The organism is Propionivibrio dicarboxylicus, assembly GCF_900099695.1.
Taxonomy (GTDB): Bacteria; Pseudomonadota; Gammaproteobacteria; order Burkholderiales; family Rhodocyclaceae; genus Propionivibrio; species Propionivibrio dicarboxylicus.
This window is the reverse complement of record NZ_FNCY01000002.1, coordinates 47,435-66,209: the sequence shown is the minus strand read 5'-3', so window position 1 is coordinate 66,209 and position 18,775 is coordinate 47,435. Positions and strand designations below refer to the sequence as shown.

General features: G+C 60.2%; 16 protein-coding genes and 2 tRNA genes. 3 read left to right on the top strand and 15 right to left on the bottom strand.

Annotation, left to right across the window (positions count from 1 at the left end):
* Positions 1-2: 2 nt before the first annotated feature.
* From BLR25_RS03920 to BLR25_RS03850, 15 genes are all read right to left on the bottom strand, one after another.
* Positions 3-1,055, bottom strand: a complete 1,053-nt coding sequence (locus BLR25_RS03920) for a Gfo/Idh/MocA family protein (RefSeq protein ID WP_091933930.1) — start codon at positions 1,053-1,055, stop codon at positions 3-5.
* 14 nt (positions 1,056-1,069) lie between these two features.
* Positions 1,070-2,596: a tripartite tricarboxylate transporter permease gene (locus BLR25_RS03915; RefSeq protein WP_091933927.1), complete on the bottom strand. Its 1,527-nt coding sequence runs from the start codon at positions 2,594-2,596 to the stop codon at positions 1,070-1,072.
* 10 nt (positions 2,597-2,606) lie between these two features.
* On the bottom strand, positions 2,607-3,149 hold the full coding sequence (locus BLR25_RS03910) for a tripartite tricarboxylate transporter TctB family protein (protein WP_091933924.1): 543 nt from the start codon (positions 3,147-3,149) through the stop codon (positions 2,607-2,609).
* A gap of 6 nt (positions 3,150-3,155) precedes the next feature.
* Positions 3,156-4,166, bottom strand: a complete 1,011-nt coding sequence (locus BLR25_RS03905) for a tripartite tricarboxylate transporter substrate binding protein (RefSeq protein ID WP_143009756.1) — start codon at positions 4,164-4,166, stop codon at positions 3,156-3,158.
* 80 nt (positions 4,167-4,246) lie between these two features.
* On the bottom strand, positions 4,247-5,071 hold the full coding sequence (locus tag BLR25_RS03900) for a sugar phosphate isomerase/epimerase family protein (RefSeq protein WP_176785741.1): 825 nt from the start codon (positions 5,069-5,071) through the stop codon (positions 4,247-4,249).
* Positions 5,072-5,474: 403 nt separating this feature from the next.
* Positions 5,475-5,551 (bottom strand) — tRNA-Pro (locus tag BLR25_RS03895).
* Between the two features lie 38 nt (positions 5,552-5,589).
* Positions 5,590-5,952 (bottom strand): MerR family transcriptional regulator, encoded by a 363-nt coding sequence (locus BLR25_RS03890; protein WP_091933914.1) that lies wholly within the window; start codon positions 5,950-5,952, stop codon positions 5,590-5,592.
* Positions 5,933-6,238, bottom strand: a complete 306-nt coding sequence (locus BLR25_RS03885; protein ID WP_091933911.1) for an integration host factor subunit alpha — start codon at positions 6,236-6,238, stop codon at positions 5,933-5,935. Before BLR25_RS03885 ends, BLR25_RS03890 begins: the two co-directional genes overlap by 20 nt.
* Positions 6,239-6,252: 14 nt before the next feature.
* Positions 6,253-8,628 (bottom strand): phenylalanine--tRNA ligase subunit beta, encoded by a 2,376-nt coding sequence (pheT, locus tag BLR25_RS03880; protein WP_091933908.1) that lies wholly within the window; start codon positions 8,626-8,628, stop codon positions 6,253-6,255.
* A gap of 10 nt (positions 8,629-8,638) precedes the next feature.
* Positions 8,639-9,685 carry a phenylalanine--tRNA ligase subunit alpha gene (pheS, locus tag BLR25_RS03875; protein WP_091933903.1) on the bottom strand — a complete coding sequence of 349 codons (1,047 nt, stop codon included), beginning with the start codon at positions 9,683-9,685 and terminating at the stop codon, positions 8,639-8,641.
* 67 nt (positions 9,686-9,752) lie between these two features.
* Entirely contained in the window at positions 9,753-10,112 is a 360-nt protein-coding gene (gene rplT / locus BLR25_RS03870) for a 50S ribosomal protein L20 (protein WP_091933898.1), read from the bottom strand.
* A gap of 12 nt (positions 10,113-10,124) precedes the next feature.
* The gene (rpmI, locus tag BLR25_RS03865; protein ID WP_091933893.1) at positions 10,125-10,322 is read right to left on the bottom strand and encodes a 50S ribosomal protein L35; all 198 of its coding nucleotides are present in this window, start codon (positions 10,320-10,322) and stop codon (positions 10,125-10,127) included.
* A 102-nt stretch (positions 10,323-10,424) separates the two neighbouring features.
* Entirely contained in the window at positions 10,425-10,922 is a 498-nt protein-coding gene (infC, locus tag BLR25_RS03860) for a translation initiation factor IF-3 (RefSeq protein WP_425438677.1), read from the bottom strand.
* A 50-nt stretch (positions 10,923-10,972) separates the two neighbouring features.
* A complete protein-coding gene (thrS, locus tag BLR25_RS03855) occupies positions 10,973-12,889 on the bottom strand; it encodes a threonine--tRNA ligase (RefSeq protein WP_091933887.1) in 1,917 nt (638 codons plus the stop codon).
* A gap of 53 nt (positions 12,890-12,942) precedes the next feature.
* A tRNA-Val gene (locus tag BLR25_RS03850) sits at positions 12,943-13,019 on the bottom strand.
* 525 nt (positions 13,020-13,544) lie between these two features.
* Here BLR25_RS03850 and BLR25_RS03845 point away from each other — a divergent pair.
* The 3 genes from BLR25_RS03845 to hydG are packed head-to-tail and all read left to right on the top strand — an operon-like array spanning position 13,545 to position 18,769.
* Entirely contained in the window at positions 13,545-15,554 is a 2,010-nt protein-coding gene (locus tag BLR25_RS03845; RefSeq protein WP_091934692.1) for an FAD-dependent oxidoreductase, read from the top strand.
* 4 nt (positions 15,555-15,558) lie between these two features.
* Complete coding sequence (locus BLR25_RS03840; protein WP_091933883.1) at positions 15,559-17,358, top strand: [FeFe] hydrogenase, group A; 1,800 nt, start codon at positions 15,559-15,561, stop codon at positions 17,356-17,358.
* Positions 17,359-17,389: 31 nt separating this feature from the next.
* On the top strand, positions 17,390-18,769 hold the full coding sequence (hydG, locus tag BLR25_RS03835) for a [FeFe] hydrogenase H-cluster radical SAM maturase HydG (RefSeq protein ID WP_245715463.1): 1,380 nt from the start codon (positions 17,390-17,392) through the stop codon (positions 18,767-18,769).
* Positions 18,770-18,775: the final 6 nt, after the last annotated feature.

Sequence of the window (18,775 nt, the reverse complement as noted above, 5' to 3'; positions counted from 1 at the left end):
GCTTACTCCTTGAAGAAATAGGGGCGGCCGCTCTGCATCGAGGCATAGATGCCGCAAATCAGTTCGACCGGGGTCTTCGCTTCGGCACCGTCGACGGCCGGCGACGTGCCGGACAGGATGGCTCGCGTCATGTCTTCGATCTGCAGTCGATGCCCTTCGGTACTGATCGCCTTGGGGTCGCTGGCGCCGCTGCCCAGCGCGCGTCCGCCGATCTGCGCCAGGATGGCGGCGTCGCCCGGATCGCTGTCGGTGAAGCGCCAGTCGATGATGGCATCTCCTTCAATGATGGCGGTGCCGCGCTCGCCGGAGACCTCGATGCGCAAGGGAAAACCCGGCGCGCAGGAGGTGCTGGCTTCGATGACGCCGAGTGCACCGTTCTCGTAGCGGAGGACAGCGCAGGCATTGTCTTCGACCTCGATGCCGGTGTGGGTTCGCGTTGCCGTGTAGCCGAAGACCTGTTCCGGCTTGCCGCCGAAATGCAGCATCAGGTCGATGGTGTGGATCGACTGGTTCATCAGACAGCCGCCGCCGTCGAGATCCCAGGTGCCGCGCCAGGCGCCGGAATCGTAGTATTCCTGGCTGCGCCACCACTTGATGCGGCCGCTGACGAGCAAGAGCTTGCCGAAGCGTCCCGCCGCGATCGCTTTGCTGACGGTGATCGCCCCGTGGCCGAAGCGGTACTGGAAGACCGGCGCAAGAATGACACCGGCCTGACGGCAGGCGTCGATGATCGCCTGCGATTTTTCCGGCGTCACATCGAGCGGCTTCTCGCAGAGAATGTGCTTTCCGGCGCGCGCCGCCGGCACCGCAACGGGCTCGTGCAGGCCGGTGGGCGTGGCGATCGTCACCGCATCGATCGGCGCCTGTGCGAGAAACGCCTCGAGATCGGTGTAGGCCGCGATACCGTATTTGTCGGCGAATGCTTTTGTCCTTGCCGGATTCGATCCGCAGACGGCGACGAGTTCGGCCTGCGGTACGGCCCGGATGGACTCGGCATGGTAGTTGGCGATCATGCCGGCGCCGATGATGCCGAATCTGACTTTGCGTTCTTGCATCGATGTCTCCTCCGCTAGCGGGTGCCTGTCGTCCGCAGGCCGCGAATCCGGCGCATGACGCCGTCTTTGATCCGTTGCCCGGCGCGGGTCGACCAGACCACCGAAACGATCAGCGTGACGCACAGCACCATGGATACCGGCCGGGTGAAGAAGGGCGAGGGATCGCCGCCGGTGATCATCAGGCCGCGCCGCAGATTGTCTTCGGCCATCGGGCCGAGGATGAAGCCGAGCACCAGCGGGGCGACCGGATAGTCGAGTTCGTTCATGACGACGCCGAGCAGCCCGAAGGCGAACAGCACGTAGATGTCGAAGAGCCGCCCGGAGAGGGCATAGGCGCCGGTGACGCAGATGATGAAGACCGTTGGCATTAACACGTAGCGCGGAATCAACAGGATCTTGACCATCTGGCGCGTCCAGGCGAGGCTCAGGATGAAGACGGCAAGCGTCGACACCATCGAGATGGCGATGATCTGGCCGACCACTTCGGGTTGTTCGGCGACGAGCAAGGGACCGGGGCGCAGGTTGTGGATCGTCATCGCGGCCAGGAGCACCGCTGCAGGGGCGCTGCCGGGGATGGCGAGTGTGAGGGTGGGGATGATGTCGCCGCCGATGCAGGCGTTATCACCGGCCTCTGCGGCGACGAAGCCTTCGACGGAACCGTGCCCGAACAATTCCGGTGTCTTGCTGCTCTTCTTGGCGGTGAAATAGGACAGCCAGGAGGCGGTATCGCTGCCGACGCCCGGGATGATGCCAATGACAATGCCGATCAAGGCCGAGCGCAGGATGACCCACTTGTGCTGCAACACCTCGAACAGACGCGGGACGACGCGTCCGACCTCGGTCTGGATCTGGATGTGCTGCTTCTTGCGCAGCGAGTCGAGGACCTCGGGAATGCCGTAGGCGCCGATCAGCACCGGGATCAGCGCGAAGCCGCCCGACAGGGCGCTGAGGTGGAAGGTGAAGCGGTCGACGGCGTGGATGTTGTCGTCGCCGACGGTCATCAGGACCAGTCCGAGGAAGCCGGAGATCCATCCCTTGATCGGGTCTTTCGGCGCGCAGAGACTGCCGGCGATGATGACGCCGAACACCGCCAGCCAGAAGAATTCATAGGTGCCGAAGCTCAGGGCCGCGGTGCCGATCAGGGGGGTGAAGAGGGCGAGGCAGATGAAGCCGAGCAGGGTGCCGATGGTCGATGCGGTGACCGACATTCCGATGGCCTGTGCGGCCTTTCCCTGTTTCGCCAGGGGATAGCCGTCGAGGCAGACGGCAGCTTGCGCCGGTGTCCCGGGAATGTTGACGAGAATCGCCGAGCGGCTGCCACCGGTTACCGATCCGACATAGGCGCCGAGGATCACGGCGATGGCCTTGTCCGGTGCGAGCGAGAAGGTGAGTCCGGTGAGCAGGCTGAGCGCGGTCGTCGTCGTCAGGCCCGGCATCATGCCGAAGATGATGCCGGCCTGGGCGCCAACGAAGATATAGGCGATCGTCACCGGATCGAGGAGCAGTTTCCACATGCCCGACAGGATGCTCAGGATATCCATGCTGTTCTCATTACGGAAAGACGATGCCGAAGATCCTGCTGATCAAATACAGGAAGACGACGATGAAAACCGCCGCGATCACCGAAGCGCGGATGGCCTTGGGCCAGGGATCGCTGCGGAAGATGAGGCCGAAGACGAGGATCGAACCCGGTGCCAGCACATAGAAACTGAGCTTGCCGAGGAGGAATATCAGGACGCCGATCATCGCGACGCCGCCGATGAAGCGTCCCATTCCCCAGCGGCGGGCGCTGTCGACCACGTTCAGCGGTTCGACGGCGGCGGGATTGGCGCGCCATTCGAGGACGCCGCGAACGGCGACGAAGAGTGCGCACAGGCCGAGGCAGACGGCCATCGCAAGCGGGAAGATGTTCGGCGCCGTGTACCACTCCCAGGACGGGTCCTTGAACGGCATTCTCAGCGCCTGGAAGATGAAAGCGGCGGCGACGGCCATCAGCAGCAGGGCGCCGAGAAATTCCCGGCGTGGCCGCCGCGTCGTTTCATCCGGCGGCAAGAGGACCGGGTCCTCTGCCGCCTTGATCGATTCTTCCGTCATGCCCGGTCAGCGTGCGATCTTGAAGTCGGCCGGCGACTTGGCGGCCGTGCCGGAATCGAACAGGATCCAGGCCTCCTTGCTGGCCAGCCGTTCCGTGAGTTCCTTGGCGTCCTTGCCGTAGATGGCGATCGGCATGGCACCCTTGGTCTTCGCGTAGTCCTTCACCGCTTGCGACGCCGCGCCCTTGACGAAGGCATCGTCATAGGCGGCGACGACGTCCTTGGGCAGATCGGCCGGGGCGATGATGCCGAAGTACGAGCCGTAGTCCGGGAAGTTGGGAATGAACTTCTGCAAGGACGGAATCTCGCCGTAGCCGTCGATGGCCAGCGGCTGCTTCGACGACACCGCCAGCGCGCGCAGCTTGCCGCTACGCAGCAGTTCTGCGACTTCGACCGACAGTTGCATAACGACTTCGGCCTCGCCGGAGGCGACCGCCATCACCGCAGGTACGCCACCGGCATAGGGAACGTGCCGGTAGGTGACGCCGGCCGCGGCCTTGAAGAGTTCCGCGGCGAAGTAGCCCGAGCTGCCGACGCCGGCCGATGCCAGAACGGTGGCATTGGGCTTCGACTTCATCAGGGCGACGAGATCGTCGATCGACTTGATCGGCGAGTCGGCTTTGACGCAGACGACGTTCGGCGTGAAGATCGGCAGGTAGTAAATCCAGTCGCGGTGGGTCTGTTCGAGCTTGCCGAGGATCGGATAGCTGCCGACGCTGACGGTGGCATTGGCGGTGAGGGTGTAGCCGTCGTGCGGCTTGTCCCAGACTTCCTTGGTGCCGATGGCGCCGGCGCCGCCCGGCGTATTGACGACGACCATCCGTTGTCCGAGCGACTGTTCCATGACGCCGGCGGTCATCCGGGCGACGGTGTCAGAAGCGCCCCCAGCGGGCCAGGGTACGACGACCGAGATGGTCTTCGTCGGTTTCCATTTTTCCTGGGCGATGCTGGTGAGCGGGATGATGCTCAGGGCCGAAATTGCAACAACCGATGCCAGCAGAATCTGTCTTCCTTTCATGTCGAACTCCTCCACTTGATCAAGATTGCAGATGGCCGAACTGCGCCGGTTCAGTCTCCAGCCCCGGACAGGGCAAGAAATTACTTCGTCATCGTTTCGACTTCATTCAGATATGCCATTGTTTGCTGCAGGATCTTCAACGGGTCTTCGGGTATCGAGAAAATTTCCAGCGACACCCAAGCAGCATAGTTAAACCGCTTCAAGGTTGCGAAGGCAGGGTGGTAGCTCGTGTCACCGCAGGCAGGGGCGTTGCCCTTGGAATCATTGAGGTGCACGTGGCGGATCATGTCGAAGTGTCGATCGATCAGCGCTTCGTAGGATGAAGACTCGTCGGCGCAGTTGTGGAAATCGAACATGCCGCAGACGCCGGGGTTGTTGATGCGACGGATGATGGTGTCGACTTCGCTCATCAGATTGACGACATCGGTTTGGTCCGACGAGAGGGCTTCGAGCAGGATCGCCGACTGCCGTTCGGCCGCGTAGGGCGCGATCGCCGCGAGTTCGTCGGTCAGGATGTCGATCGTTTCGGCGTGTGTCTGCCCGGGCGGCGTGCCGCGCTGCTTCGGCGAGCCGAGGATCATGTTGCCGCCCCCCAGTTCGGCGGCGGCGTCAAGCAGGCGGCGCAGATGATCCCAGGATTTCTGCCGGAGCGCCTTGTCGGCGGTGGTGATGTGCAACCCGTCGGGCTTGGCCAGCAACCAATGGAAGCCGGCGAAGCGCAGCCCGGATGCCTGCAGGGCCGCTTTCGTTTCAGCGATACCGCGTTTGATCGCCGGTGCCGTGAAATCGCCGAAAACGGTGAAAGGCGCCAGTTCCAGCCCATGAAAACCGCATCGCGCAGTCATCGCCGCGGCATCGCGCAGCGGCATGTGTCCAAACAACTCATTGCAGACGGCAAGTCGCACTTCTGCGTCCTCCCAATCAATAGTTGCGGTGCCGAACCGACCGCGCGGGGACATGCGGGCAAGGGACAGAAACAAGCAATGTGTAATCGATTACATGTTCACTACAATAGCGCAAGAAAGTTTGCTTCGGCAAGCGATTCTTGCCGTGCATCGAGTCATGATGGCGACGTATCGGTGCAGGTTTTGTCAGGATAGATCGCGTGCGTGCGATGTGCACTCAATTCATCTCGGCATGGATCGTAATTTGCAAAGCCGTCCGGTGGATTGCATTAATGATCTACTGGTTTACGAAATGAAAATTCTTTTGCTGTGCTGGCGATACGGATGGGGTCGTTCCGGTGGTGCTCAATTCAAAGAAAGCAAAAAGGCCAGTCCGAAGACTGGCCTAAGTGCTTGAAACTATTGGTCGGGGCGGCGGGATTCGAACTCGCGACCCCTTGCACCCCATGCAAGTGCGCTACCAGGCTGCGCTACGCCCCGACAGCCTTCAATTATAACTGATTTTCGGCGTGTGTGGCTTATATTCGGAGCATTTCAGCAATGCTCAGCAACTCGGCCCGGATTTTTTCCGGTGTGAAGACCTCCGGCTGCTGATGAGTCTTGCCTTCATCAAGCCGGTTGCGTGCGCCGCTGATCGTAAATCCCTGGTTGTAGAGAAGTTCTCTGATGCGGCGAACGAGCAGCACTTCGTGGTGCTGGTAATAGCGACGATTACCTCTGCGCTTTACCGGCTTGAGTTGGGTGAATTCCTGCTCCCAATAGCGCAGAACATGCGGCTTGACGCCGCATAGCTCGCTCACTTCACCAATGGTGAAGTAGCGCTTGGCAGGAATCGGAGGTAGCGGTTCCTTGCCAATGTCCTTAGGACTGCTGGCTTCCATCGTAGGATTGCTCCACTTCACCCTTCAGTTTTTGGCTGGCATGGAAGGTGACCACGCGGCGTGCCGTAATCGGAATTTCTTCTCCGGTCTTCGGATTGCGCCCAGGGCGCTGTGGCTTGTCACGGAGTTGGAAGTTGCCGAATCCCGAGAGCTTTACTCCGTCACCACGCTCCAGCGCGTTACGGATTTCCTCGAAAAAGGCTTCTACCATGTCTTTGGCCTCACGTTTATTGAGGCCGACTTTTTCAAACAACAAGTCTGCGAGTTCTGCCTTGGTGAGCGTCATTTTGGTTATCCCTGTCAGACGCGAAGCTGTGCCGCAAAATTATTTTGCAGGCTGGTGATCAGCTGCTGCATGGCGACATCGATTTCCGCGTCTTGCAAAGTCCTTTGAGTATCTTGCATAACTATACGAAAAGCAAGACTTTTTTTACCCTGTTCAACACCTTTTCCGGTGTAAACGTCGAAGAGTCGGATGTCCTGAATGAGCGTTGGCAATTTGCCTTCGAGACCATCGATGATCTGCCGGTATTCGAGTTTCTGATCGACGACGATCGCCAAATCGCGGATGACCGGCGGCAATTTCGAAACTTCGCTGAATTTCGGCAGACGCGACTGCGTCAGGACGTCGAGTTCAAGTTCGAACACGACCGGGGCGAGCGGCAGCTCGTATTTTTGCTGCCACTGCGGGTGCAGTTCGCCGATGTGGCCAACGACGCGGCCTTCGACGATGATTTGTGCGCAACGGCCCGGGTGCATGGCCGGATGCGTGGCCTTCTCAAAGCGGGCGGTCTTCGGCGCGAGAAGCAGTTCGACTTCGCCCTTGATGTCGAAGAAGTCGACATTGCGCGACGGTGTTCCCCATTGTTCCGGTTGCGCCGTTCCGTAGGCGAGTCCCGCAAGCTTCAGCGGTTGGCGGAAACCCGTCACCGGGCCGCCGTTTGCATCACGATAGAAACAGCGGCCGGTTTCGAAAACACGGATACGGTTCTGCTTGCGCTTCAAGTTGGTCGTCACGTTGGCGACCAGCCCGCCGATCAGCGTCGAGCGCATGACGCTCATCTGGCTGGCGATCGGGTTGGCGAGGCGGATAGGCGACGCATTGGCGGCAAAATCGGCTTCCCACGACTCTTCGATGAAGGCGTAATTGACGACCTCCTGGAAGCCGCGATCGGCCAGGATCTGGCGCACGCGGAAGAGCGGTCGGGTGTCCTCGGTCTGCGGCAACATTGCCAGCGCAGCCTGCGGGGCAGGGGCGGGGATGTTGTCATAGCCGTGCAATCGGGCGATTTCCTCGATCAGGTCGACTTCGATTTCGAAGTCGAAACGATAGGACGGCGGCGTGACGACGAAGTCGGCATTGTCCCGCGTGAAGGGCAGGCCAAGACGCGTGAACAGCGCTGCGATCTCGTCGTCGGAGAAGGCGATGCCCAGTACCTTGGCAACGCGTGACGGACGTAGCCGTACTGGCGCACGTGCCGGCAACGTGGCTGTTGTCTCGCAGACGGGGCCGGCCTGGCCGCCACAGATGTCGACGATTAGCCGCGATGCGCGCTCGAGCGCCGCGCGCGCGGTGCCGAAATCGACGCCGCGTTCGAAACGGTGCGATGCGTCCGAACCGAAGCCATAGCGCCGCGCTCTGCCGGCAATCGCCTTGGGGGCGAAGAATGCCGATTCGAGGAACATTTCAGTGGTGTCGAGCGTGATGCCGCTGTCTTCGCCGCCCATGATGCCGGCCATGGCGAGCGGACGCTTGTCGTCGGCGATGAGCAGGACGTCGTCCTGAAGTTCGAGCGTCTGCTCGTTGAGCAGCAGGATTTTTTCTTGCGGCGCGGCCATGCGGGCGTGAATCGCGCCCTCGAGCTTGGCGTTGTCGAACGCGTGCAGCGGTTGGCCGAGTTCGAGCATCACGTAGTTGGTGATGTCCACCAGCGCCGAGATCGAGCGGATGCCCGAGCATTCGAGGCAGCGCTTCATCCATTCGGGCGTCGGTGACTTGGCGTTGACGCCGGCGATGACGCGACCGCAATACAGCGGGCAGGCCTCGGGTGCATCGAGAACAATCGTACGTTGCGCGTCGATCGTGGCGCTTACGGGCTCAATCACCGGGAGCGTCATCGGCGCGCCGGTCAGCGCGGCAACCTCGCGGGCAATGCCTGTGAGCGAGAGGCAGTCGGCGCGATTGGGGGTGAGCTTGAGCGTCAGCAGACGATCGTCGAGGTCGAGATAGCGGCGAATGTCCTGACCGACAGGCGCATCGGACGGCAGCACGAGCAGTCCGGAGGCGTCTTCGGCAATGCCGAGTTCCTTCGCCGAGCAGAGCATGCCCGACGATTCGATGCCGCGCACCTTGGCGATCTTGATCTTGAAATCGCCCGGCAGATTGGCGCCGGGAAGCGCGCACGGAACCTTGAGTCCGGCGGCGACATTGGGAGCGCCGCAGACGATTTGCGCCGGCGTGTCGCGTCCGATATCCACGCGGCAAACGTTGAGTCGATCGGCATCGGGATGCTTGGTGACTTCGAGCACCTGCGCAACAATGACGTTGTTAAATTGAGGGGCGACGCTTTCCTCTTCCTCGACCTCAAGGCCGGCCATGGTGAGGAGGTGCGTGAACTCGGTTCCGGTCAGTGCCGGATTGACGAAAGTGCGAAGCCAGGATTCTGAGAATTTCATGGGCGTTCCATTACACAAACTGGCGCAGGAAGCGCAGGTCACCGTCGAAGAAGAGGCGCAGGTCATTGACGCCGTAGCGGAGCATGGTCAGGCGATCCGGTCCCATGCCGAAGGCGAAGCCGACGTACATTTCCGGGTCGATGCCGACGTGCTGCAGCACATTCGGGTGCACCATTCCGCAGCCGGCGATTTCCAGCCAGCGGCCCTTGAGCGTGCCGCTCATGAAGGCGACGTCAATCTCGGCGGAAGGCTCGGTGAACGGGAAGAACGAAGGGCGGAAGCGGACCTGAAGGTCGTCGCTTTCAAAGAAACGGCGGAGGAAGTCGGCAACGACGCCCTTGAGGTCGGCGAAGCTGACCTTCTCACCGATCCACAGACCTTCGACCTGATGGAACATCGGTGAGTGCGTGGCGTCGGAGTCGACGCGGTAGACACGGCCTGGCGCGATGATGCGGATTTCCGGCATCGTTTCGAGATGCGCGTATTTGGCCACGTGCGCTTGCATATAGCGCACCTGGATCGGGCTGGTGTGCGTACGCAGCAGGATGTCCTCGGCAACTTTGCCTTGTTCGTCGAGGAGATAAAAAGTGTCGTGCATCGAACGCGCCGGGTGATCCTCGGGCGTATTCAATGCCGTGAAATTCTGAAAGTCAGCCTCGATTTCGGGGCCGTCGGCCACTTCGAAACCGATCGAACGGAACAGCGCTTCGATGCGCTCCAGCGTGCGGGTGACCGGATGGAGGCCGCCGCGCATTTCGCTGCGGCCGGGCAGGGTGACGTCGAGCGATTCTTCCGCGAGTCGCGCTTCTAGCGCCAGGCGGCGAATGGCATCGCGACGGTCTGCGAGGGCGTTCTCAATGGATACTTTGGCTCGGTTGATGGCGGCGCCGGCTTGCTTTTTCTCTTCGGGCGCCAGTTTGGCCATGCCTTTGAGCAGTTCGGTGATTTGACCGCTCTTGCCGAGGTAGCGTGACTTGATCTGTTCGAGTGTATCGGGATCATCGGTCGCGGCAAATGCGGCGGCCGCTTCCAGTGCTATCTGGTCGAGGTTCTGCATGAGAGTGTGTTTCCAGTCTTCGAACAAAAAAGGGAGGCGCGAGCCTCCCTTGTCCGCGCCTGATGTATCAGGAACCGAGTTGCGCTTTGGCCTGGCTGGCCAGCGCGGCAAAGGCCGCCTTGTCGAAGACGGCGAGATCGGCCAGAACCTTGCGGTCCACTTCGATCTGCGCTTTCTTCAGGCCATTCATCAGCGTGCTGTACTTCATGCCGAGTTCGCGGGCCGCTGCGTTGATACGGGCGATCCACAGAATACGGAACTGACGCTTGCGTTGACGACGGTCGCGGTATTGGTATTGACCGGCCTTCATCACCGCTTGCTTGGCGATGCGGTATACGTTCTTGCGGCGACCGCGGTAACCCTTGGCTTGGGCAAGAACCTTCTTGTGGCGAGCGTGCGCCGTTACTCCACGTTTGACTCGGGGCATCTTTCTTCCTCCTTACGCGTAGGGCAGCATGGCGTGAACCATGGCCTTATCGGAGTCATGCACTCCGGTCATACCACGCAACTGGCGCTTGCCTTTGGTGGTTTTCTTGGTCAGGATGTGGCGCTTGAACGCCTGGCCGCGCTTGATGCGGCCGCTGGAACTGACCTTGAAGCGCTTTTTGGCGCCACTCTTGGTCTTCATCTTGGGCATTGAATGCTCCTCTTTTATCCATGGCGGCAGGTGTTTCCCGGCGGGAATGCTTGTTAACCTGATGCCACTTGGGTACTACAACTACAAAACTGCTCGTTACTCTTACTTCTTCTTCGTCGGCGCCAGAATCATCACCATCTGGCGGCCTTCCATCTTGGGCATCTGCTCGACCGTCGCATAGTCCTGCAAATCGATCTTGATGCGTTCAATCTGCCGCATGCCGATTTCTTGGTGCGCCATTTCGCGACCGCGGAAACGCAGCGTCACTTTTACCTTGTCTTCGTCCTGCAAGAAACGCGTCATATTGCGCAGCTTGATCTGGTAGTCGTTTTCGTCCGTGCCCGGCCGAAGTTTGACTTCCTTGACCTGTATCTGTTTTTGCTTGAGCTTCTGCTCGTGCTGGCGCTTTTGCTCCTGATATTTGAATTTGCCGAAATCCATGATTCGGCAAACTGGCGGTTGCGCCATCGGGGCAATTTCCACCAGATCAACGCCAGCTTCTTCCGCCAGATACAGCGCTTGCCGGACGCTCACGATTCCGAGCGCTTCACCCTCGACGCCGACTAGACGGACCTCGGGTGCGTTGATTTCCTCGTTGATGCGTTGCGTCTTTTGCAGTGCGATGGCTAAGCTCCTTGATCTGACAAAAATTAAGCCGTGCCACTTCGCGCGGCGACTTCGTTCTGAAGTCGCCCGATCAGCGTCTCAAGCGTCATCTGCCCGAGATCCTGACCGCCGCGTGTACGCACGGCAACCATGTTTGCTGCCATTTCCTTGTCGCCCACGACAAGCTGATACGGCAACTTGTTCAAGCTATGTTCTCGTATTTTATAGGTAATTTTCTCGTTGCGCAAATCCGCCTCGGTCCGGAAACCTGCTTCACGTAGCGTTTTTGCAACATTTTCAGCATATTGCGCCTGGTTCTCGGAGATGTTCAGAACCACCGCCTGCGCCGGCGCCAGCCAAAGCGGCAGCGCGCCGGACCAGTTCTCGATGAGAATGCCGATGAAGCGTTCAAGCGAGCCGAGAATCGCGCGGTGCAGCATGACGGGCGTGTGGCGGGCGTTGTCCTCGCCGACGTACTCGGCGCCCAATCGTTGCGGCATCGAGAAGTCGACCTGGATCGTGCCGCACTGCCAGGAGCGACCGATCGCGTCCTTGATGTGGAATTCGATCTTCGGACCGTAGAATGCGCCTTCGCCAGGGAGTTCTTCCCAGGCGAGGCCGGAGGACTTCAGCGCTTCGCGCAGACCGTCTTCGGCCTTGTCCCAGACGTCGTCGGCACCGACGCGCTTTTCCGGGCGCAGCGCCAGCTTGACCGTGATGTCGTTGAAGCCGAAATCGGCGTAAACCTTGCGGACCAGCGCGTTGAAAGCGGTGACTTCCGACTGGATCTGGTCTTCGGTACAGAAAATGTGACCGTCGTCCTGCGTGAAGCCGCGGACCCGCATGATGCCGTGCAGCGCACCCGATGGTTCGTTGCGGTGGCAGGAGCCGAATTCGCCATAGCGCAGCGGCAGGTCGCGGTAGCTGCGCAGGCCGGTGTTGAAGATCTGGACGTGGCCCGGACAGTTCATCGGTTTGATCGCGTAGTCGCGCTTCTCCGATTCGGTGGTGAACATGTTGTCCTTGTAGTTCGCCCAGTGGCCGGATTTTTCCCAGAGCGTGCGGTCAAGGATCTGCGGGCACTTCACCTCAAGATAGCCATTGTCCTGATAGACGCGGCGCATGTACTGCTCGATCTGCTGCCACATGGCCCAGCCTTTGGGGTGCCAGAACACCATGCCCGGGGCTTCGTCCTGCAGGTGGAAGAGGTCAAGATGGCGTCCGAGCTTGCGGTGGTCGCGCTTTTCCGCTTCCTCAAGCATCGTCAGGTAGGCTTCCTGGTCTTCCTTCTTCGCCCAGGCGGTACCGTAGATGCGTTGCAGCTGTTCGTTGCGGTGGTCGCCGCGCCAGTAGGCGCCAGCAACCTTCATCAGTTTGAAGACCTTCAGCTTGCCGGTCGACGGGACGTGCGGGCCGCGGCACAGATCGACGAAATCGCCTTCGCGGTACAGCGAAACGTCTTCACCCGCGGGGATCGCGGCAATCAGTTCGGCTTTGTAGTGTTCGCCGATCGATTTGAAGAATGCCGTGGCGTCATCGCGTTTCCAGACTTCGCGCGTGACTGGCAGATCGCGCTTGGCGAGTTCCGCCATGCGTTTTTCGATGGCCAGGAGGTCTTCCGGCGTGAATGGGCGCTTGTAGGCGAAGTCGTAGTAAAAGCCGTTTTCGACGACAGGACCGATCGTCACCTGTGCATCGGGGAAGAGTTCCTTGACCGCATAGGCCAGCAAGTGCGCCGTCGAGTGACGGATGATGTCGATGCCTTCATCGCTTTTGTCGGTAATGATCGCGACCTGTGCGTCGGCTTCGATACGGTAGGAGGTGTCGACGAGCTTTCCGTCGATCTTGCCGGCAAGGGCGGCTTTGGCTAGGCCGGTGCCGATGCTTTGTGCGATTTCGGCAATCGTCACCGATTGCGCGTATTCCCGTTGCGAACCATCAGGCAGTGTAATGACCGGCATGTTTCAACCCCAGAAATGAAAAAAGCCAGAGACGGGCTCTGGCTTTTTAAAATTGGTAGGCGCGATTGGACTCGAACCAACGACCCCCACCATGTCAAGGTGGTGCTCTAACCAGCTGAGCTACGCGCCTTCTGTGTCGCCGAGCTGCTTGCGACGTCGAAGAAGCGCGCATTATACGTGCCTTTGGCGGCGTGTCAACGCTTGTTGTGAATTTTTGGTGTTTGCCTCCGGAAATGCGTTTGTCTTGGCCGCTAACTCAATTGCCTGGACGGCGTGTTCGGGTGATGGGTGTACAAGCGGTGCTGGCTTGGGTGAGAAGCGTGCTTGTTCCAGCATTGCACAATGTGATTTCGTATATTGAGTTTTGAAATTATGAAAATAGGATTTTCTTTTTGGAAAAAAATGAGTTTAATTAGCGGCTAAGTTCTTTCGTTTTGTATCGTGATATTTTCGATATTGGCGGATAAGTTCTTTTTTGGAATAAACATCTGCCAAATTGTCGTTTGTGGTTTGCCGATCTTGCTTCGAGAATCGATTTCGGGTCTATGATGGCAGGATGGTTGGGCTTCACGGACTGATGCAGTGGCAGTACACAAGGGAAAGGGTCGTTCGACAGTTTTTCAGGCTAAGGCCGATGTGTTCTCAGGGGGACGTGGTGAGTACTTCTATATATGGTATCTGGGATGGGAAGGTGCACGATTTCCGAAACGCGCCGCAGGGCATGCCGCCCCCGGTGTTGGAAGGTCTCGAAGATTTTGCGCCGCATAACCCGACCAAGGCGTTCATCGCCGACCGGGGCTTCATGGTTTTCGATCGCGAAACCAGTTTGGTCGAAGCTTTTCGTGCTTATATGGCACAAGCGGCAAAAGAGTCCTGCGGACGCTGTACGCCGTGTCGAGTCGGTACCCAGCGGATGCGCGACCTGCTGCGCGAAGTCGCTGCCAATCAGGCCGATCCGGGCGTGCTCGACGACATCGCCGAACTGGCGCGTCAGGTCACCGATACGTCGCTCTGCGGTATGGGCCAGTCCTGTGCGCGCAGCCTGCTCGACGCACTCGAACATTTCCGTGATGAATTCAAACCACTGACGCCAGCCCAGGCCGTCTTTCAACACAGTTTCGTCTATACGACGGCACCCTGCGTCGAAGCCTGTCCGTCGAAGATCGATGTGCCCAAGTATATCGACGGGGTGAAGGGCGGCAAGTTCGACTATGCGCTCGGGGTGATTCTCGACAAGTATCCGATGGCGGCGACCTGCGGACGTGTCTGCGTGCGCTTCTGCGAATCGGCGTGTCGGCGCCAGGAGGCCGAAGGGCCGGTCGGAATCCGCATGCTGAAGCGCTATGCGGCGGATCAGGCGATTCTGAATAATCGCCTGCATTTCCAGCCGAGTCCGGTACAACATGACAAGCGCGTCGCCATCATCGGCGCCGGTCCTGCCGGCATTACCTGCGCCTATAAACTGCTGCTCGGCGGCATCAAGGTCGACGTGTTCGACGCGCAGCGCGCCGCCGGCGGCATGGCTTCGGTCGGTATTCCGAGCTACCGCCTGCCCAAGGACGTGCTCAAGGCCGAGAGCGAGGACATCATTCGCCAGTTGGGCGGAAACTTCTTCTACAGCAAGGTGCTCGGCGAGAATTTCACCGTCGATGAACTGCTCGGCAAGGGCTACGACGCGGTGTTCCTCGCGTACGGCGCCAGCCAGGGCACGCGCTTCGGCATCAAGAACGAGTATCCGGGATTGAATCGCTACATCACCGGCGTCGATTTCCTGCTCAAGGTCCATCAGCGGGTCGAGCACGACGTTCCGTTCGAGGTCAAAGGCGACGTGGTCGTCGTCGGCGGCGGCAACGTCGCCATGGACTGCGTACGTTCGGCGCTGCGACTGGGTGCCAAGTCGGTGCATCTCGTCTATCGTCGGACCGAGGAAGACATGCCGGCAGAGCGCGAGGAAGTGATCGCCGCGCAGCATGAGGGCGTCATCTTCCACTTCCTGACGACGCCGACCGGCTTGATGGTCGAAAACAACACCGTCACCGCGCTGGAAATGGTCGAAATGCAGACCAAGGGGCGCGACGAAAAAGGCCGCTGGAATATCGAACCGGTGCCCGATTCGATGTACACGATGCCCTGCGATCTCGTCGTCGCGGCAATCGGCCAGCAGGTCGAGCGCAACGTGGTGAAGCCCGGCGAGGGCATCGAGCTCGATCGCTGGAACTGTATCGTCGTCAATGCCGATACGCTTGAGACGACGCGCAAGGGTGTGTTCGCCGGTGGCGACTGCGTGCTCGGGCCATTGACCCTGGTGCATGCGCTGGACCAGGGCGAACGGGCGGCGGCAAGCATTCGCGATTTCCTCCTCAGCGGCGACGTCTATGTGCGGCCTGAGCGGAGAATCCAGAATCTGCTGTCGAAAAACAAGCTGCTGGCCGACGAGTGTCTCGAGGTTGCGCCGCCGCACAAAGACCGTGCGGTCATGCCGGAGCTCGATGCGGCCGAGCGCGTCAAGAACTTTGACGAGGTCGATCAGGTCATTTCCAAACAGAGTGCCTATGAGGAAGCCAGCCGGTGCCTGCGCTGTTACCGGCTCTATTCGGTGGTGACCGAGAAACATCTGCCACGCGAACCGTTGATTTCCAATAACGAAACCGTCCTCGCGGAGTGATCGAATGAAAGCCTTTATCAATGGAAGAGAAGTCGCTTTCGAGGCCAATGAGACCATCCTCGACGTGGCGCGACGCAACGACATTTACATTCCGACGCTGTGCGAACTGAATGACATCGACCACGCACCGGGGACCTGCCGGGTCTGCCTGGTCGAGGTCGAGTCGGACGACGATACGGAACCCAAGCATCTGACCGCCTGCGATACGGCGATGGTCGAAGGCTGGCAGGTGCGGACGCGTACGCCGAAGGTGCAGGAAATGCGGCAACTCCAGATGGAAATGATCATGGCCGATCACCATCAGGACTGCGCTTCCTGTCCGCGCACCGGTAACTGCGAGTTGTTGCCGACGGCCAATGCAGTTGGCTTGAAGCAGGTGCGCTTCCACTACACGGAGGGTTGGGAGAATCTCGAACCGGATCACGGCAAGCAGCCGATCGTCTATGACCGCAGTCGCTGCATCCGCTGCCAGCGCTGCGTCGCCGTCTGCCGCAAAGTGCAGAACGTCGACGCGCTTGAGTTGACCGGCTGGGGCAATACCGCGGGCATACGCCTGAAAGGTGGCGCGGTCGATGTGTCGCCCTGTGTCAATTGCGGTCAGTGCGTGATGGTCTGTCCGACCGGCGCCTTGGCCGAACGCGACCAGACGCAGGACGTGCTCGATTACCTGGCCGATCCCGATATCGTCACCGTCTTCCAGACCGCGCCGGCTATTCGTGTCGGCTTCGGCGAGGAATTCGGCTTGCCGCCGGGGACGAACGTCGAAGGGCAGATCATCGCCGCGATGCGCAAGATGGGCGCGGATATCATCCTCGACACCAACTTCGCCGCCGACGTCGTCATCATGGAAGAGGGCACCGAACTGCTCGGCAAACTGGCCGAGAAGAAGCGCCCGGTGTTCACCTCCTGCTGTCCGGCGTGGATCAATTTCGCCGAGAAGCACTATCCCGATGTCCTGCCGCTGCTGTCGAGCACGCGTTCGCCGCAGCAGGTGATGGGCAAGGTGATCAAGACCTATCTGGCCGAGAAGCGCGGCATCGATCCGGCCAAGATGCGCGTGATCTCGATCATGCCCTGCACGGCGAAGAAGGGCGAGGCGGCGCGCGGCGAACTGGCGACGCACGGCGTTCCCGATGTCGATGTCGTGCTGACCATGCGTGAATTCGCACGGCTCCTGCGGCGCGAAGGGATCGATCTCAAGCAACTGGAACCGTCCTTCTATGACGATCCGTTCATGAGCGAGTACTCGGGTGCCGGGGCGATCTTCGGCACCACCGGCGGTGTCATGGAAGCCGCCGTGCGGACGATGTATTACGTCGTCAATGGCAAGGAGCTTGAGCATATCGAAGTGTCGCAGCTGCGCGGCTTCGAGAACGTCCGCTCGGCCAACGTCAATCTCGGCGGGCAGTACGGCGAGATCAAGGTGGCGATGTGTCACGGTCTCAAGGGCACGCGCGAGCTGGTCGAGGCGGTGCTGAGCGGCAGGGCCGATTTCGATTTCATCGAGATCATGGCTTGCCCGGGTGGCTGCGTCGATGGCGGCGGTACCTTGCGTTCGAAGAAGGCGTATATTCCATATGCCATGAAGCGCCGCGAGACGATCTTCAACATCGATCGCAAGACCAAGGTACGGCAGTCGCACAACAACAGCCAGGTCAAGCGGCTGTATGCCGAGTATCTTGAAGCGCCGCATTCGGAGAAAGCGCATCACATGCTGCACACGAAGTACACCGCTCGCCTCTGCGGAATCGATGCCGATATCGATGCCGCCTGGAGCGAACTCAGCAAACAAGGCAGGGGTTGATATGAAGGAGTTCCCGGCTCGGGATTGGTTGGTGGCAAGTGAAGTCGGGAATCTGCTTCAAACTGCCAAGTGCGACGAAGGAAAAATTCGCGAGGTGCTGGCAAAGGCCCGCGAGCTCAAGGGGCTCGATGCTGCCGACGTGGCGGCGCTATGCCAGATCGGTTCTCCCGATCTGGCCGAGGCCTTGTTCGAAACGGCGCGAACGGTCAAGGAACAGATTTATGGCCATCGCATGGTCCTGTTCGCGCCGCTGTATATTTCCAACGTTTGCGGTAACGATTGCACCTATTGTGCTTTCCGGTCGACCAACAAGGGACTGGTGCGGACGGCGCTCGACATGGACGGCATCCGCCGCGAGACGCTCGAACTCGTGCGGCAGGGGCACAAGCGCCTGCTGATGGTGGCTGGCGAGGGCTATTCGGCGGCGAAGGGCGGGTTCAACTACGTACTCGACGCCATTCGTGCCGTCTATGACGTGACCGAGAAGCATGGCCATATCCGCCGACTCAACGTCAATCTGGCGCCCTTGACGGTCGACGAGTTCAAGTTGCTCAAGGACGCCTCGATCGGCACCTACCAGCTTTTCCAGGAAACCTACCACCGCGAGACTTATGCGGCGGTGCATCTTTCCGGCAAGAAACGCGATTTCGATTGGCGCGTGACTGCGTTCGACCGGGCCATGCAGGCCGGGATCGACGACGTCGGCATGGGCGTGCTGTTCGGGCTGCACGACTGGCGGTTCGAGATTCTCAGCATGATGCAGCACATCCAGCATCTCGAAGATGTGTTCGGTGTCGGCTGTCATACGATCAGCGTGCCGCGCATGGAGCCGGCGGACGGTTCCGATCTCTCGATGGCGCCGCCGGCCGCGGTCAGCGATGCCGACTTCAAGAAGATCATCGCCATTCTGCGGCTCGCCGTTCCCTATACCGGCATCATCCTGTCGACGCGCGAGTCGACGGCGATCCGGCGCGAGTGCTATGCGCTTGGCGTGTCGCAGATTTCGGCCGGCAGCCGCACCAATCCGGGTGGTTACAGCGAGGGCGAGGATGCGAACGCGCATGCGGCCGGGCAGTTCCAGCTTGGCGACCATCGTTCGCTCGAAGAGGTCATCGCCGACCTGGCCGAGTCGGGCTTTATCCCGTCGTTCTGCACCGCCTGTTATCGTCTCGGACGAACCGGTCAGGATTTCATGGATCTGGCCAAGCCGGGTCTCATCAAACTCAAGTGCGATCCGAACGCCGTGACGACCTTCCAGGAATATCTGATCGATTACGCCAAGGAAGAGACGCGGTGCGCCGGTGAGGCGGCGATCGATTGCGAACTCGACAAGATGGGTACCAAAGCGCGACGCAATGCCGAAAAGATGTTGTCGCACATCAAGGCCGGCAAGCGGGACGTTTTCTGCTGAGGACAG